Source organism: Catenuloplanes sp. NPDC051500 (assembly GCF_044454585.1).
GTDB lineage: Bacteria > Actinomycetota > Actinomycetes > Mycobacteriales > Micromonosporaceae > Catenuloplanes.
Window position 1 is genome coordinate 21189 of sequence record NZ_JBITDX010000019.1, and the last position, 16285, is coordinate 37473.

General features: G+C 71.3%; 15 protein-coding genes. 2 read left to right on the forward strand and 13 right to left on the reverse strand.

Going from position 1 to position 16285, the window contains the following annotated elements; translation table 11 throughout:
- Positions 1-279: 279 nt before the first annotated feature.
- The 9 genes from ACIA8K_RS30630 to argC all read right to left on the reverse strand — a co-directional run bounded on the left by ACIA8K_RS30630 (position 280) and on the right by argC (position 8793).
- Positions 280-786, reverse strand: coding sequence for a GNAT family N-acetyltransferase (locus ACIA8K_RS30630; protein ID WP_396065489.1), 507 nt, complete (start codon positions 784-786; stop codon positions 280-282).
- Positions 787-868: 82 nt separating this feature from the next.
- Complete coding sequence (locus tag ACIA8K_RS30635; protein WP_396065491.1) at positions 869-1486, reverse strand: DNA-3-methyladenine glycosylase; 618 nt, start codon at positions 1484-1486, stop codon at positions 869-871.
- Positions 1487-1543: 57 nt separating this feature from the next.
- Positions 1544-2977, reverse strand: a complete 1434-nt coding sequence (argH, locus tag ACIA8K_RS30640; RefSeq protein WP_396065493.1) for an argininosuccinate lyase — start codon at positions 2975-2977, stop codon at positions 1544-1546.
- 30 nt (positions 2978-3007) lie between these two features.
- Positions 3008-3496 (reverse strand): arginine repressor, encoded by a 489-nt coding sequence (locus ACIA8K_RS30645; RefSeq protein WP_396065495.1) that lies wholly within the window; start codon positions 3494-3496, stop codon positions 3008-3010.
- A complete protein-coding gene (argF, locus tag ACIA8K_RS30650; protein ID WP_396065497.1) occupies positions 3493-4419 on the reverse strand; it encodes an ornithine carbamoyltransferase in 927 nt (308 codons plus the stop codon). The genes ACIA8K_RS30645 and argF overlap by 4 nt, the downstream gene beginning before the upstream one ends.
- Positions 4416-5582 (reverse strand): acetylornithine transaminase, encoded by a 1167-nt coding sequence (locus ACIA8K_RS30655; RefSeq protein ID WP_396065499.1) that lies wholly within the window; start codon positions 5580-5582, stop codon positions 4416-4418. The genes argF and ACIA8K_RS30655 overlap by 4 nt, the downstream gene beginning before the upstream one ends.
- 58 nt (positions 5583-5640) lie before the next feature.
- Positions 5641-6534, reverse strand: coding sequence for an acetylglutamate kinase (argB, locus tag ACIA8K_RS30660; protein WP_396065501.1), 894 nt, complete (start codon positions 6532-6534; stop codon positions 5641-5643).
- Between the two features lie 91 nt (positions 6535-6625).
- Entirely contained in the window at positions 6626-7795 is a 1170-nt protein-coding gene (argJ, locus tag ACIA8K_RS30665) for a bifunctional glutamate N-acetyltransferase/amino-acid acetyltransferase ArgJ (protein WP_396065503.1), read from the reverse strand.
- The gene (gene argC, locus ACIA8K_RS30670) at positions 7792-8793 is read right to left on the reverse strand and encodes an N-acetyl-gamma-glutamyl-phosphate reductase (RefSeq protein WP_396065505.1); all 1002 of its coding nucleotides are present in this window, start codon (positions 8791-8793) and stop codon (positions 7792-7794) included. Before argC ends, argJ begins: the two co-directional genes overlap by 4 nt.
- A 173-nt stretch (positions 8794-8966) precedes the next feature.
- Between argC and ACIA8K_RS30675 the strand changes: the two genes are divergently transcribed.
- Complete coding sequence (locus tag ACIA8K_RS30675) at positions 8967-9302, forward strand: hypothetical protein (RefSeq protein WP_396065507.1); 336 nt, start codon at positions 8967-8969, stop codon at positions 9300-9302.
- 32 nt (positions 9303-9334) lie between these two features.
- Positions 9335-10702 carry an MFS transporter gene (locus ACIA8K_RS30680; protein ID WP_396065509.1) on the forward strand — a complete coding sequence of 456 codons (1368 nt, stop codon included), beginning with the start codon at positions 9335-9337 and terminating at the stop codon, positions 10700-10702.
- On the opposite strand, the gene ACIA8K_RS30685 is transcribed toward ACIA8K_RS30680, so the two are convergent.
- The 4 genes from ACIA8K_RS30685 to ACIA8K_RS30700 form a co-directional block, all read right to left on the reverse strand.
- Positions 10680-11573 carry a GNAT family N-acetyltransferase gene (locus ACIA8K_RS30685; protein ID WP_396065511.1) on the reverse strand — a complete coding sequence of 298 codons (894 nt, stop codon included), beginning with the start codon at positions 11571-11573 and terminating at the stop codon, positions 10680-10682. The two genes, ACIA8K_RS30680 and ACIA8K_RS30685, sit on opposite strands and share 23 nt — an antisense overlap.
- 132 nt (positions 11574-11705) lie before the next feature.
- Positions 11706-14198 carry a phenylalanine--tRNA ligase subunit beta gene (gene pheT, locus ACIA8K_RS30690; protein ID WP_396065513.1) on the reverse strand — a complete coding sequence of 831 codons (2493 nt, stop codon included), beginning with the start codon at positions 14196-14198 and terminating at the stop codon, positions 11706-11708.
- A 30-nt stretch (positions 14199-14228) separates the two neighbouring features.
- Positions 14229-15290, reverse strand: coding sequence for a phenylalanine--tRNA ligase subunit alpha (gene pheS, locus ACIA8K_RS30695; RefSeq protein WP_396065515.1), 1062 nt, complete (start codon positions 15288-15290; stop codon positions 14229-14231).
- Positions 15291-15466: 176 nt separating this feature from the next.
- Positions 15467-16267, reverse strand: coding sequence for a TrmH family RNA methyltransferase (locus tag ACIA8K_RS30700; RefSeq protein ID WP_396065731.1), 801 nt, complete (start codon positions 16265-16267; stop codon positions 15467-15469).
- Positions 16268-16285 lie beyond the last annotated feature (18 nt).

A 16285-nucleotide genomic window follows, 5' to 3' on the forward strand; every position in this document is an offset into this window, starting at 1 on the left:
AAGCCCGCATCAGCGCGTGTTGACGGGGATCAGGCCGGCGCGGTCGGCGCCTGCCTCGACAACCTGGAGGAGTAACCGACCCACGACCTCCGGCGATGCCCACGCCCCGGGGCCGGGTACCGAATCGACTCGCGGCCGCCACCGGGGTTTGCATGAAACCCACCGGACGCGGAAACGGAAGGGAGGCCCCCTGGGGGCCGACCGGGGCCCGCGGGAGCATGCGGGCAGCACCACCGCGAAGTGGGAAAGGACTTATGCCGTTGTGGGTTTCAGGCTGTACTACGAGATCGTCGTGAGGTCGAGTTTCCACTCGTTGCAGCGGATCGGCGTGCCGACCGGGAACTCGAAGTCGCACTCCCCCACGAGCGTCAGGCCGGCGTTGCGGCACACCCGGTTCGACGCCTCGTTGTCGGTCTTCGGGAACGCGTGCAGCCACTGCCGGCGCCCGTCCGCCGCGGCGCGCGCTACCACCTGGCGGGCGGCCGCGGACGCGATGCCGCGCCCCTGGAACTCGTTGAGCACGCTCCAGCCGGTCTCCCAGACCTTGGCGCCGTTCCACTCCCGGTCCCAGTAGCCGATGCTGCCGACCGGCTCACGGTCCGGCAGCAGCGCCACCCGGAACATCACGCCGGTGCCGGTGATGCTCATGTGCACGTACCGCCGGTGCCGGTCGACGATCTTCTCCTCCGGTTCCGGCCCGCCGAGGTGCCCCTTCATCGCGGGCACGTTGATCCGGCGCAGCAGACCGAGGTCCTCCTCGGCCCACGGGGTCAGCTCCAGTTCCATCGACCCATCCCACCACAGTCCGGCCATGCCTTCTTCGCTGGCCACGACCTTTCGGCAGCTTCACCACCCGGTCTTAGGACGATCACGAAGCGTTTCGGCGGACGCGGGGCGTATGACGCCGGTACGCGCTCACGGTGGGGTCGCCGGCGAGCCAGAATCGCCACGGTACGTCGTGGGCGGAGGCGACACCGACACGTGGCCCGGCGGCGATCTCGGCGGCCATCGGCGGGCGGGACGGCGGCAGCAGGCGGACCGGGCCGGCGCTGTCGACCGCGGAGAGCCCGGTGACAGTGCCGTCGACCGCGAGCGCGGAGCAGAGTTTCGCCGGGCCGCGGGCCAGGTCGGCGTCGTTGCGGGCGGCCGGGCGGCGGGTGCGCGCGACCTCCAGCCCGTCGAGCACGGCTCCGGCCCGGAACAGCACGGCGGCGGCCCGGCCCGGCTCGCCGCAGACGATGTTGAGGCACCAGTGCGTGCCGTAGATGAAGTACGCGTAGAGGTATCCGGCCGGGCCGAACATCACCTCGTTACGCTTGGTGACGCCGCGGTGCGCGTGGGAGGCCGGGTCCTCGCCCTGGCCGCTGTACGCCTCGACCTCGGTGAGCCGGATCCGTACCCCGTGGGCGTCGATCTCCCAGCCGAGCAGGCCGGCTGCGGTGCCGGCGATCTCGGACGCGGGCGCGGACAGCCACTCGTACCCCATGAATTCCTTGTCAGGTCTCTGGGCCGCTCGGGGATCGAGCGACCCAAAGACCATAAATCACCGCGGAACGACCGTCTCCTCGGCCCAGGCACGCCAGGTCACAAGCGTGTCCTCGGCGGCGGCCAGCTGGTCGCGGACCGGGCCGGGGCCGGTGGAGCCGTAGGTCTTGCGGGCCGCGAGTGCGGACTTCACGCTCAGCACGGACCGGACGTCCGGGTCGAGGTGGCCGGAGATCGCGACCAGGTCCTCGTCGGAGACCTCGTCGAGGGCGCAGTCGCGGGCCACGCAGAGCGCGACCAGCTTGCCGGTGATCTCGTGCGCCTCGCGGAACGGCACGTTCTTGCGCACCAGCCAGTCCGCGACCTCGGTGGCAAGCGTGTAGCCGACCGGCGCGGCCGCGGCCAGCCGGTCCACCCGGACGGTCATCGTGGAGATCATGCCGGCCAGCGCGGGCAGCACCAGCTGGAGCTGGTCGACCGCGTCGAACGCCGGCTCCTTGTCCTCCTGCATGTCCCGGTCGTAGGTGAGCGGCAGGCCCTTGAGCACCGTCAGCACAGTCATCAGCCCGCCGATCAGCCGGCCGGACTTGCCCCGGGCCAGCTCGGCGATGTCCGCGTTCTTCTTCTGCGGCATGATCGACGAGCCGGTGGCGAACGCGTCGTCAAGCTCGACCCAGCCGAACTCCTGCGACGTCCAGAGCACGACCTCCTCGCCGAGGCGGGAGAGGTGCACGCCGATCAGCGCGGTGACGAACAGGAACTCGGCAACGAAGTCCCGGTCCGCGACCGCGTCCATCGAGTTCGCCGCCGCGGTGGCGAAGCCGAGCTCCTTCGCGACCTGCATCGGGTCGAGCGGAAGCGACGAGCCGGCCAGCGCGCCGGAGCCGAGCGGGCTGACCGCGGCCCGCGCGTCCCAGTCGCGCAGCCGGGCGAGGTCGCGCAGCAGCGGCTGGACGTGCGCGAGCAGCCAGTGCCCGAACGTGACAGGCTGCGCGTGCTGCAGGTGGGTCATGCCGGGCGCGGGCGTCTCCACGTGCCGCTCGGCCTGCTCGGTGAGCGCGTCGGCCAGCTCGACAAGCCGCAGCGCCACGCCCCGGGCGTGATCGCGCAGGTAGAGGCGCAGGTCGGTGGCGACCTGGTCGTTGCGGGAACGGCCGGCGCGCAGCTTGCCGCCGAGCGTGCCGAGGCGTTCGAGCAGGCCGCGTTCGAGCGCGGTGTGCACGTCCTCGTCCTCGACCGTGGGCCGGAACGCGCCGGACGCGCACGCGGCCTCCAGGTCGTCGAGGGCGGCGAGCATCTTGCCGAGCTCCTCCGCGTCGAGCAGGCCCGCGTGCGCGAGCACCCGGGCGTGGGCGCGGGAGCCGGCCAGGTCGTAGGGGGCGAGCCGCCAGTCGAACTGCACACTGACGGAGAGGCGGGCAAGCGCCTCCGCGGGCCCGCCGGAGAAGCGGCCGCCCCAGAGGCTGGTCCGGTTACTAGTAGAGGAACTCACAGGCCCATTCTCAGCGATAGGAAATGACGGTCAGTCTCGGGCCCAGGCGGACAGCTTCTCCGCGAGGGCTGGTCCGCCGAACGGCTCCCGGGCGACGACAAGGATGGTGTCGTCGCCCGCGATCGTGCCGACCACGTCCGGCAGGCCGGACCGGTCGAGCGCGCTGGCCAGGAACTGCGCGGCCCCGGGCGGGGTGCGCAGCACGGCGATGTTGCCGCTGGCGTCCGAGCCGGTGAGCAGCTCGCGCAGCAGCCGCAGCAGCCGCGCCGGGGCCTGCTCGGCCTGCCGGATGACCGGCGTGCCGTCCTCGGGGATCAGATAGACGGCCGGGCCGCCCGCCGTGCCACGCACCTTCACCGCGCCGAGCTCCTCCAGGTCACGGGAGAGCGTGGCCTGGGTGACCTGCACGCCGTCGCCGGCCAGCAGTTCGGCCAGTTCGGTCTGTGACCGGACCGCCGTCTCGCGGATCAGCTCCACGATCCGGGCGTGCCGGGCGGTGCGGGTGGTGGGCGCGGTCATGCCGAGTACCCTGCCAGCCAGGCGAGCAGCGCCTTCTGGGCGTGCACCCGGTTCTCGGCCTCGTCGAAGATCGCGCTCTGCGGGCCGTCCATCACGTCGTCGGTGATCTCGTCACCGCGGTGCGCGGGCAGGCAGTGCAGCACTACCGCGTTCGGCTTGGCGGCCGCGACCAGGTCCTTGTTCACCTGGTACGGCCGGAACGGGGTGAGCCGGTCCTTCCCGTCCGACTCGTGCCCCATCGACGACCAGGTGTCAGTGGTGATCACGTCCGCCTGGTCGACCGCCTCGAACGGGTCGCGGAGCACGGAGACGGAGCCGCCGGTCCAGGCCGCGATCTCCGAGGCGCGGGCCACGATCGACGGGTCCGGGTCGTAGCCGGACGGGCCGGCGACCCGCACGTGCATGCCCGCGGTCGCGCCGGCCAGCAGGTACGAGTGGCTCATGTTGTTCGCCGCGTCGCCGACGTAGGCGAGCGTCCGCCCGGCCGTGCCGCCGCAGTGCTCGCGCACGGTGAGCAGGTCCGCGAGGAGTTGGCAGGGGTGGAAGCCGTCGGTGAGCGCGTTTACCACCGGCACTGTGGCGACCGAGGCGATCTCGGCGAGCCGCTCGTCGCCGTAGGTGCGCATGACTATCGCGGACACGTACCGGGAGAGCACGTGCGCGGCGTCGGCAAGCGTCTCACCGCGGCCGAAGTGGGTGGCCTGCGTGTCCACGATGATCGGGTTGCCGCCCAGCTCCGCGATGCCGACGTCGAACGACAGCCGGGTGCGCAGACTCGGCTTGTCGAACAGCACCGCGACCGACTTCGGGCCGGCGAACGGCTTGTGCGCGTACCGGTCCGCCTTCATCAGCTGGGCCAGGTCGAGCACCGCGGACTGCTCGGCCGGGGTGAGATCGTCGTCGCGGAGGAAATGCCGGGTCATGAGGTCACCGTGTCCAGGGCGTGGGGCAGCGCTGCGAGGAAGGAGTCGACCTGCTCGGCCGTGAGGATCAACGGCGGCGCCAGCCGTACGACGTGCGGCGCCACCGCGTTGACGAGGAATCCGGCGTCCTTGAGCACGCCGGCAAGCGCACCGGAGGCGGGCGCGGTGAGCACGATGCCGAGCAGCAGGCCGGCACCGCGCACCTCGCTGATCAGCGGGTGGCCGAGCGCCTCGACGCCGCGCCGCAGCCGCTCCCCCACCCGCTTGACGTGGTCGAGCAGGCCTTCGTTCGCGATCGTCTGGATGACCGCGAGCGCGGCCGCGCAGCTGACCGGGTTCCCGCCGAACGTGCTGGCGTGCATGCCGGGCTGGAACAGCGTGGCCGCCCGCCCGAACGCGAGGACCGCGCCGATCGGCAGCCCGCCGCCGAGCCCCTTGGCAAGCGTCACGATGTCCGGCTCGACGCCCTCGGCCTGGTGCGCGAACCAGTGCCCGGTGCGGCCGATGCCGGTCTGCACCTCGTCGAGCGCGAGCAGCGTGCCGTGCTCTTTCGTGATGGCGCGCGCCGCGGTGAGATAGCCGGCCGGCGGCACCAGCACGCCGCCCTCGCCCTGGATCGGCTCCAGGATGACCATCGCGGTCTCGTCCGTGACGGCCCTCTCGAGCGCTTCGACGTCACCGTAGGGGATGTGCGTCACCGTGCCCGGCAGCGGCAGGAACGGCGCGGCCTTCGACGGCTGCCCGGTCAGCGCGAGCGCGCCCATGGTCCGGCCGTGGAAACCGCCCTCGGTCGCCACCACGTGGGTACGCCCGGTGAGGCGGGACATCTTGAACGCGGCCTCGTTCGCCTCCGCGCCGGAGTTGCCGAAGTACACCCGCCCCGGCCGGCCGGCCAGCGCGAGCAGCAGCTCCGCAAGCTTGATCGTCGGCTCCGCGACGTAGAAGTTGGAGATGTGGCCGAGCGTGGAGATCTGCTTCGTCACGGCCGCGACCACGGCCGGGTGCGCGTGGCCGAGCGCGTTGACGGCGATCCCGCCGAGCAGGTCCACGTACGTCTTACCGGCCTCGTCGGTGAGCACCGCACCCTCGCCGGAGGCAAGCGCGATGCCGGGCGTGGCGTAGTTGTCCATCATGGACGACTGCCACCTGTCGATCAGGCTCATGCCGGGCTCCCAGTCACGCTGTGGTCCCGCGCGGTGCGGCACTGTGCTTCCGGTTCGCTCATGACCCCATCACCATCGTTCCGAATCCATCAGAGGTAAAGACTTCAAGCAGGGTCGAGTGCGCGACCCGGCCGTCGACGACGTGCGCGGCGGGAACTCCGCCCTCCACCGCGCGCAGGCAGGCCTCCATCTTGGGGACCATGCCCGACTCCAGGCCGGGCAGCAGCTCCGCCAGCTCAGACGTGGTGATCCGGGTGATCAGGCTGTCCGGGTCCGGCCAGTTGCGGTACAGGCCTGTCACGTCGGTGAGCACGACGAGCTTGCGCGCGCCGATCGCGACCGCGAGCGCGGCGGCCGCGGTGTCCGCGTTCACGTTGTGCAGCACGCCGTCCTCGTCCGGGGCCACAGTCGCGATCACCGGGATCCGGCCCGCCGCGATGATGTCCGCGACCGCGCTCGGGTTGACCGTGGCGACGTCGCCGACCAGGCCCACGTCGACCGGCTCGCCGTCGACCATGGCGGGGCGGCGGACCGCGGTGAACAACTTGGCGTCCTCGCCGGACAGGCCGACCGCGTAGGGCCCGTGCTCGTTGATCAGCCCGACCAGCTCGCGGCCGACCTGGCCGACAAGCACCATCCGGACCACGTCCATGGTCTCCGGCGTGGTGACGCGCAGGCCGCCGCGGAACTCGCTCGCCAGGCCGAGCCGGCCGAGCATCTTCGAGATCTGCGGGCCGCCGCCGTGCACCACGACCGGCCGGAGCCCGGCGTAGCGCAGGAACACCATGTCGGCCGCGAACGCGCGCTGCAGCTCCGGGTCGACCATGGCATTCCCGCCGTACTTGATCACCACGGTCTCGCCGGAGAACTCCCGCAGCCAGGGCAGCGCCTCGATCAGCGTCGCGGCCTTCTGCTGCGCGACCGCCAGGTCACGCGTGAGCGCGGCCGTCATGAGTTGATCCCTTCGGGGCATTTCAGGGGTGGGTCAGAACCACGATCACAGGCCGCCGGGGGTACGGATGCGCGCCCCGTTTCAGCGAGGTTCACGAGCTGTAGGCCGAGTTCTCGTGCACATATGCGTGGGAGAGATCATTCGTCCAGATCGTCGCGGTGGCGCCACCCGCGTTCAGATTGATGTGGATCTCTACGTCCCGGCCGGAGAGGTCCACCATGGACCTATCCTCCGCCGCCGCGCCGTTCTTGCACACCCACACGCCGTTGACCGCGACGTCCAGCCGGTCCGGCTCGAACGTGGCCGCAGTGGTGCCGACCGCGGCCAGGATCCGCCCCCAGTTCGGGTCGTTGCCGAACAGCGCGGTCTTCACCAGGTTGTTCCGGGCCACCGCACGGCCGGCCTCGACCGCGTCGTCCTCGGTGAGCGCGCCGGTGACCGCGATGGCGACCTCCTTGGTGGCGCCCTCCGCGTCCGCGATCAACTTCCGGGACAGCTGGCGGCAGATCTCGGTGACCGCCTCGGCCAGCTCCTCCGGCGTCGGCTCGATGCCCGAGGCGCCGGACGCCAGCAGCAGCACCGTGTCGTTTGTGGACATCGCGCCGTCCGAGTCGACCCGGTCGAGCGTGACGCGGGTGGCGTGGCGCAGCGCCGCGTCGAGGGCGTCCGGGCCGGCGACCGCATCGGTGGTCAGCACGCACAGCATGGTGGCCAGACCCGGCGCCAGCATGCCGGCGCCCTTGATCATGCCGCCGACGCTCCAGCCCGTACCCTCGACGACAGCTGTTTTTGAATGTGTGTCGGTCGTGATGATCGCCTCGGCGGCCGCGGGGCCGCCGTCCCGGGACAGACCGCGCACGGCCGCCTCGACGCCGGGCAGCAGCTTGCCCATCGGCAGGCGCTCGCCGATCAGGCCGGTCGAGCAGACCGCCACGTCACCGGCCCCGAGCAGCAGCGGCTTGACCGCACCACGCAGCGCGGCAGCGGTGTGCTCCGCCGTGGCGTGCGTGTCCTGGAAGCCGGCCGGGCCGGTGCACGCGTTCGCCCCGCCGGAGTTGAGGATGACCGCGCGCACCACGCCGCCCCGCAGCACCTGCTGGCTCCAGAGCACCGGTGCGGCCTTGACCCGGTTGCTCGTGAACACGCCGGCCGCGGTCGCGTCCGGGCCGTCGTTGACGACGAGCGCGACGTCGAGCTTTCCTGCCTTGAGCCCGGCGGCGACGCCTGACGCGCGGAAGCCCTTGGGTTTGGTGACGCTCATGGTGCTACTCCGTAGATCTGCAGGCCCGTGGTCTCGGGGAGCCCGAACATGAGGTTGGCGTTCTGGACGGCCTGACCGGCCGCGCCCTTACCGAGGTTGTCCGACGCGCTGACCGCGATGATCCGGCCGGAGTCGACGTCGCGCGTGGCCTGCAGGTGGACGGCGTTGGAGCCGCCGACGCTCGCGGTCTGCGGCCAGTGGTCCGCGGCCAGCACGTGCACGAAAGGATCGTTCGCGTAGGCGTTCTTCAGCACCTCGTGCGGGTCGTCGCCGGTGAGCGGCCGCGCCGTGACCGTCGCCAGGATGCCGCGCGGCATCGGCGCCAGGACCGGCGTGAACGACAGCGACCGCGCGCCCGTCGCCTGCTTGATCTCGGGCACGTGCTGGTGGCGGCCGGTCTTGTAGGTGGAGAGGCTGCCCATCACCTCGCTGCCCAACAGGTTGACCTTCGCCGACTTGCCCGCGCCCGAGGTGCCGGACGCGGCGACGACCACGACGTCCTCCGGATCCGCGAGGCCGGCCGCGATCAGCGGTGCGAGCGCCAGGATCGTGGTGACCGCGTAGCAGCCGGTGTTGGCCACCCGGGTGCTGTTCGCGATCTTCTCCCGCTGCCCCGGGAGCTCCGGCAGGCCGTAGGTCCAGGTGCCGGCGTGCGGGCCGCCGTAATAGCGCTCCCACTGCGCGCCGTCGCTGAGCCGGAAGTCAGCGCCGATGTCCACGATCCGCACGGATTCCGGCAACTGCTGCGCGAGCGCCGCGGACTGGCCGTGCGGCAGCGCCAGGAACACCAGGTCGGCGCCGTCGAACGCCTCCGGCGCCGTGGGCTTGGTGATCAGGTCCAGCCCGGTCAGATGCGGATGGATCTCACTTATCGCGCTGCCCGCTTGGCTGTGCGCGGTCGCGGCGACCAGGTCGAACTCGGGGTGCCCGGCGAGCAGGCGAAGCAACTCGCCCCCCGCATAACCACTGGCCCCGGCGACGCCGACCTTCACTCCCATGACCCCGTCCCTCCGCATCACTATGCGGTCGAATGTATCAACATCCACCGCACGGCGGCAAAGGGATAATCGCCACCCATCTTCAGTTTGGACCACTTCGCCACTTAAGCCGCATATGCTCGGTTGGCTCGGCCGTCCGTGCCGCCTCGAAAAGCCCGAGAAGGGAGCCCGCCATGGGCGACTCGATCCGCATCATCACCCCCCAGGCCTACCCGCTCTGGGCCGCCGAGGTCCCATCCCACTCCGACGAGCAGCCGCTGATGACAAGCGAGGGCGAGGTCGTCACCGAAGACCTCGTCGACTTCATCTTCCCGCACACGTACCGCGTCATCGCCTGGGAACACGTGGTCGGCCGCGACGGCGCCCAGCAGGCCCTCCCGGTCCTCCTCGGCACCCTCGCCACAAGCGACCAGACCTACCAGTTCGCCGAGGAACGCGAGGACGCGGAGAATCTGGCCCGCCTCCGCATCCGCGAACACCTCCGCCGCAAGAAGTCGATCAGCGCCTGACATTTGTCGTACCCCCGCCCTACGGTGGCCCGATGAGTGGAGACCTGCGGACCTTCTACCAGATCCTGATCAACACGCTGCTGGTGTCGGTCATCAACTTCACTGTGTGGTTCGCGGTCACGTTCTGGGTGTACCTGGAGACACGGTCGGTCTTCGCGACAGGCGTCATCTCCGGGATCTTCCTGGTGTTGACCGCGCTGACCGGCATCTGGTTCGGCAGCCTTGTCGACCACCACCGGCGCACGCTGATGATGCAGTTCTCCGCGGGCGCGTCGTTCACGCTCTACCTCGCCGCGCTCGGCGTCTGGGCCGTGACGCCGGCAGAGGCCTTTCAAGACCCGGCATCGGTACGGCTGTGGGCCTTCGTCGTCCTGCTCATGTCCGGCGTCATCGCGGGCAACATCCGCACGATCGCGCTGCCGACGCTTGTCACGATCCTGATCGACGAGAGCGGCCGGGATCGGGCTAACGGGCTTGTCGGCACCGTTTCCGGGGTGACCATGCTGACCACGTCGGTGATCAGCGGGCTGCTCGTCGCGATGGACGGCATGCGGTCGGTGCTGATCCTGGCGCTTGCCGTGCTCGGGCTGTCGATCGTCCACCTGGGCACCGTCACGGTCCGCGAGCCGGCGCCCTCGCCCGAGCACGTCGCGGAGGGCGGCCGGGTCGATCTGCGCGGTACGGTCCGGCTGGTCCAGGGCGTTCCCGGACTGATGGCGCTGGTCTTCTTCTCCGCGTTCAACAACCTGCTCGGCGGCGTGTTCATGGCGCTGATGGACGCATACGGGCTGTCGCTCGTCTCGGTGCGTGCCTGGGGTGTGCTGTGGGGCGTGCTGAGCACCGGGTTCATCGTCGGCGGCCTGCTCATCGCGCGGGTCGGCCTGGGCGCCAGGCCGGTGCGGCTGCTGCTGCTCGTCAACCTGGTGCTGTGGACCGTGGTGCTGCTGTTCCCGCTGAAATCCTCGATCATCCCGCTGGCGGCCGGCATGTACGTGTACATGCTGCTGGTCCCGTTCGCTGAGGCCGCCGAGCAGACCATTTTGCAGCGGGTCGTGCCGCTTGAGCGTCAGGGCCGCGTGTTCGGCTTCGCGCAGAGCGTCGAGCAGGCCGCGTCGCCTGCCACCGCGTTCCTGATCTCGCCGATCACCCAGTTCTTCTTCATCCCGTTCATGATTGACGGCGCCGGCGCCCGCGCGATCGGCGGCTGGTTCGGCACCGGCGCGGACCGCGGCATCGCGCTTGTCTTCGTGCTGACCGGCGTGCTCGGCGTCATCGCCACGGTGATCATGCTGAACAGCCGCCCGTACCGCCGCCTCAGCGCCCGGTACGCGGAGTCCACCCCGGACCGGGCGGACGGGCCCGCGACCATCGCCCGGGTCATGACCGCCGAGGCGCCGTGATCCGTTCGCCGGCGAGCGCCCAGTAGCCGAGTCCCCGCCGCATCCCCACGGCCGCGCTCAACGCCAGCATCGGCGCGTTCCGGTCGTCGTTCTCGCCGTGCATGGCGGTGCCGCCGCGTGCGGCCGCGGCGGCGAATGACGCCAGCTTCAGCGCGCGCGCCACACCCCGCCGCCGGCAACGCGTCACCACACCGGTGTAGCTGGTGTGCCAGCCGCCGGCCTCCCCGTCCGGCCGGATCAGGCACACACCTGCCGTACCCCCGGCATCGCTCGCGAAGAGGAGGACTGTCTCGTCCGGCATGCCCGCCGCGAACCGCTCCAGATCGATCGGCGTGTCCGTCGGCATCCCGGCCACCGAATCGGCGGCGGCCGCCACGAACCGGTCCCGGCTCTCCCCCATCGTGGTCTCGTCCAGCCGCACCCCGGACCGCGCCGCCGCCTCGCCCGCCGCCGCCCGCAGCGCCTGCGGATCCGCTAGCCGGATCGTCCAGCCGGTGCAGTGGTTGACCACCGCGAGCCCGGCCCGCTCGGCGAACCGCAGCCCGCCCGGCAGATCATCTCGCAGCGTCATGGCGAAGATGCCGCTCTGCCCGGACGCCAGCGCCGCCAGCTCCCCGGCCAGCGCCGTGCCGATCCCCCGGCCGCGGACCTCCGGGGCCACCGCGAGCCCGATCGGCGACTGCCCTCGGAAGTCCGGCACGGTCCCGACCAGCCCGGCGCCGACGACCCGCCCGCCGTCCACGGCCACCACGGCCCGCGTGCCCGGATCCTCAAGCGCCCGCCGCCACCGGAACCGCCCGTCCGCGGCGCTAGTCAATTCGAGCAGAAGCACGGCCTCGGGGATGTCCCGCTCTCGGCATGGCTGAATCACGCGACCGAGTCTAGATCCGCACGCCGCCTGCACCTTCCTAGGAGGCTGGATTGATGTCGCGACCAGCGCCGGTGACGCAGGAAACGCAAAAGCCCCGCCGGCCATCCGGGACCGGCGGGGCGAAATACCTGCTTACGCGCCGCGGAGCGTTGCGCCGAACTCGGAGGCGGCTGCCGTGACAGCCGCGTCGCGGGCCGCGATCGCCTCTTCCACGGTAAGGGTGCGGTCCGGGGCGCGGAACGTCAGTTTGAACGCCAGCGACCGCTTCCCCTCGCCGAGCGCCTCCGACTCGTACACGTCGAAGAGCCTGATGTTTTCGAGCAGTGGACCGGCCGCGCCGGCCAGCGTGGCCTGCACAGATGCGGCGGGCACGTCGGCGGCCACGACAAGCGCCACGTCGATCAGCGCGGCCGGGTACGTCGACAGCGGCCGCGCCTGGACGACCGGCGCGTCCGGGAGCGCGGTCAGGTTCAGCTCCATCGCGCACGTGCGGCGGGGCAGGTCGAGCGCGGAGATCGCGGCCGGGTGCAGTTCGCCTGCGAAGCCCACGATGGTGCCGTCGACAGCTATCGCCGCGCACCGGCCGGGGTGCCAGGGCGCCTCGTCGCCGGCCGCGATGGTGATGTCCGAGGCCGGGATGCCGGCGGCGGACAGCACGGTGCGGGCGGCCTCGACCGCGTCCGCCCAGGTGGCCTGGCGGCCCTCGCCCCACCAGCCGGCGGGGGAGACCTCGCCGGCCAGCACCACGGCGACGTGCCAGGGCTGTTTGGGCAGGGTGGCGTCCGCGGCGAACAGGTCGTCGTCGCTCGGGCGCTCGTCGATGCCCATGACCGGCGGGGCGGTCGCGCCCGGGCGGGGGTGGAAGACCGCGCCGACCTCGTAGAGTGCCAGGTCACGTGTGCCACGGCCGATGTTGCGGCGCAGCGTGGTGAACAGCGGCGGGAGCAGCGTGCTACGCAGCAGCGGCTCCTCCTCGGAGAGCGGGTTCGCCAGGCGTACGGCGGAGCGCCTGTTGTCCGACGACGGCATGCCGAACGCGTCGAACACGGACAGCGACATGAACGGGTAGTCGAGCACCTCGACGTAGCCGGCCTCGGCGAGCGCGCGCGCCACCGAGCGGCGCCGGCTCTGCGAGGCGGTGAGGCCGTTGCCGGGCGGCGCGGACGGAAGCACGCTCGGGATGACGTCGTAGCCGTCCAGCCGGACGACCTCCTCGACCAGGTCGGCCGGGTCGGTGAGGTCGGGGCGCCAGGTCGGCGGCGTCACGGTGAGCACGTCGCTTGACGTGGACGTGACCACGCCGCAGCCGACCTGCTGGAGCAGATCGATGACCTGGTCGCGTGAGTAGTCGACGCCGATCCGGCGGGCCGGCAGCGTCGCGTCCAGCTCGATCAGGGGCGCGGAGGCGCGGTAGTCGAGGTCGAGGATCTCCTCGGAGGCGACACCGCCTCCGTGCGTGAGGAGCAGATCGACCGCGCGGGACAGCGCCACAAGCGGCAGCGCCGGGTCGACGCCCCGCTCCCAGCGCTTCGCGGCCTCGCTGAACAGCTTGTGCCGGCGCGCGGTCCGCCCGACCATCACCGGGTCCCAGTGCGCGGCCTCGAACAGCACGTTTGTCGTGGACGGCTGCACCTCGGAGGTCTCGCCGCCCATCACGGCCGCGAGCGAGATCGGCGTGCCGGGCGCCTCGCCGGAGCAGATGACCATGTCCTCCGCGTCGAGCGAGCGGGTCACCCCGTCCAGCGTGGTGATCTTCTCGCCGGCGGTGGCGCGCCGTACCAGGAGCGGGCCGTCGAGCAGGTCCGCGTCGAACGCGTGCATCGGCTGGCCCAGCTCGAGCATCACATAGTTGGTGATGTCGACGGCCAGGCCGATCGAGCGCACACCGGCCACCGCGAGTCGCCGCTGGATGAAGTCCGGCGACGGCGCCGACGGGTCGATCCCGCGCACCAGCCGCGCGGCGAACCGGTCGCAGCCCACCTTGTCCTCGACGGTGACCGGCCACGGCACGTCGGAGGTGCCCGGCTCGAAGGAGCCACGACCGGCATCGCGGAACGGCACCTTGAGCGCGTGCGACAGCTCCCGGGCCAGACCGCGCACGCTCATCGCGTACCCCCGGTCCGGGGTGATCTCCAGCTCCAGAATGATGTCGTCCAGTCCGACGAGCGGGCGGGCATCGGTCCCCGGCACGAGATCGCCGGAGAGCACGATGATGCCGTCGTTGTCGCCGCTCAACCCCAGTTCGGAAGCCGAGCAGATCATGCCCGCGGACATCCGCCCGTAGGTCTTCCGGGCGCCGATCGTGAAGCCGCCGGGCAGTTCGCCGCCCGGCAGGATCACCACGACGAGGTCTCCCTCGGCGAAATTCCGCGCGCCGCAGACGATCTCCTGGGGCGTGTCGTTCCCGACGTCCACGGTGCAGTGCCGGATCGGCTTCTTGAAGCCGGTCAGTTCCTCGATGGTCAGCACGCGGCCGACCACGAGCGAGCCCTTGATGGTGGCCGCCTGGTCGACGACCGAGTCCACCTCGATGCCCAGCGAGATCAGGGCCTGCTCGACGTCGGCGCCGGTGATTCCGTCCGGCAGCTCGACGTGTTCGCGCAGCCAGGACACTCCGATGCGCACAATTCCTCCGCTCAGAAAAGCAAAAAGTCTTTAAACGGCCATGCCGTACGCGGTCGTGAAGCGCACATCGCCCTCGACCATCTCGCGCATGTCGGAAATGCCGTGCCGGAACATCAGCGTCCGCTCGATGCCCATGCCGAACGCGAACCCGGAGTAACGGTCGGGGTCGATGCCGCAGGCGATCAGCACGCGCGGGTTGACCATGCCGCAGCCGCCCCACTCGACCCAGCGCGGCCCGTCCCGGTGCTCCGGGAACCACACGTCGAACTCGCCGGACGGCTCGGTGAACGGGAAGTAGTGCGGCCGCCAGCGCGTCTTCGCACCCTCGCCGAACATCGCCTTGGCGAAGTGGTCGAGCGTGCCACGCAGGTGCGCCATCGTGATGCCCTCGTCCACGACCAGGCCCTCGACCTGGTGGAAGACAGGCGTGTGGGTGGCGTCCAGCTCATCGGTCCGGTACGTGCGCCCCGGGCAGACCACGTAGATCGGCGGCTTGCGGGTGAGCATCGTCCGCGCCTGCACCGGCGAGGTGTGCGTGCGCAGCACCTGACCGGGCGTGTCCAGGTAGAACGTGTCCATCAGCCCGCGCGACGGGTGGTCCGGCCGGATGTTGAGCGCGTCGAAGTTGGCCCACTCCAGCTCGACCTCGGGACCTTCCGCGATCTCGTAGCCCATGCCGACGAACAGGTCGCCGATCCGCTCCATCAGCGTGGTGAGCGGGTGCCGGGCGCCACGGGGGCGGCGGTCCCACGGCAGCGTGACGTCGACGCGCTCCTCGGCGAGCACGCGCGCGGCGCGCTCCACCTCGAGCACTGCCTGACGGGCCTCGTACAAAGCCTGCACGGCCTGCCGGGCGAGGTTGACCCGCTTGCCGGCGTCGGACTTCGCGGCCGGGGGCAGCGCACCGATCTCCCGGCGGGCCAGCGAGATCGGCGACTTGTCGCCGAGGTGCGCCGGCTTCAGCGCGACGAGCGCGTCCAGGTCGGCGGCGCCGTCGAAGGCCGCACCGGCCTCCGCGATCGCCCCGTCGAGGGCAGCCTGGTCCAGCAGGGCAACCTGCTTCGGGTCATACGGGTCATTGCGATAAGTCATGACTCTGCGTCTCCAACACCTGCGGGAACCGGGACAGTCTAGTGACGAGCGGCGACGCCGCAGCCCACCGGTATCCAGCGGTCGAGAGTGAGTGAGATCAGCCTCGTGGCCCGCGCGCACCGGCGGGCTGCATAAACGAGCGGATCACGGCCAACACTCCTAGAAGCAGGCACTCCTCACGACTGACGCAGTGCTCTGGCGGAAGCATACAGACACACCGCGGCGGCCGCTGCCAGATTAAGGCTCTCCGCCCGGCCGTACATCGGGGCCTTCACCCGGTGGTCGGCCGCGGACAGCACGTCAGCCGACAAGCCATGAGCCTCAGATCCGAAGATCCACATGGTACGGGTGGCGAGTGCGCCGCTGTCGGCCAATCCGTCGAGGTCGTCCTCGCCGTAACCGGTAGCCGCGAGCACTGTGAGTCCGGCCGCCTGCGCCGCCTTCACGACCTCCACCGGCCCGGGCCCGCGCACCACGTCCACGTGGAACAGGCTGCCGGCCGTCGCGCGCACGCACTTGCCGTTGTAGGGATCCACCGCGTCCCCGGCGAAGACCACCGCGCCGGCCCCGGCCGCGTCCGCGGTGCGCAGCACGGTCCCGGCGTTGCCCGGATCCCGGATCTCGGCGAGCGCGGCGACGAGCCGGGGCCCGCGCCCGAGCGCGTCGTCGAGTGACACGTCCGCCTGGTGGCAGAGCGCGACGATCCCCTGCGGCTGCACGGTCTCGGCAAGCACGGTCAGCGCCTCGTCGTCGACCTCGGAGACCGGGATCCCGGCGTCCGTGGCGGCGCGGCCGAGCACGGCGTACCGGTGCAGGGCCTCGGGGGTGCCGAACAACTCGATCACGGTGCCGGGCGCGCCGAGCGCCTCCGCGACCGCCTGCGGACCCTCCGCGAGGAAGCGGCGGGTGTCGTCCCGGTCGCGGCGACGGTGCAGTTTCCGGGCGGCGGCGATCCTTGGCGTACGCGGCGTGAACAGGGTCTTCGTCCTTACGCT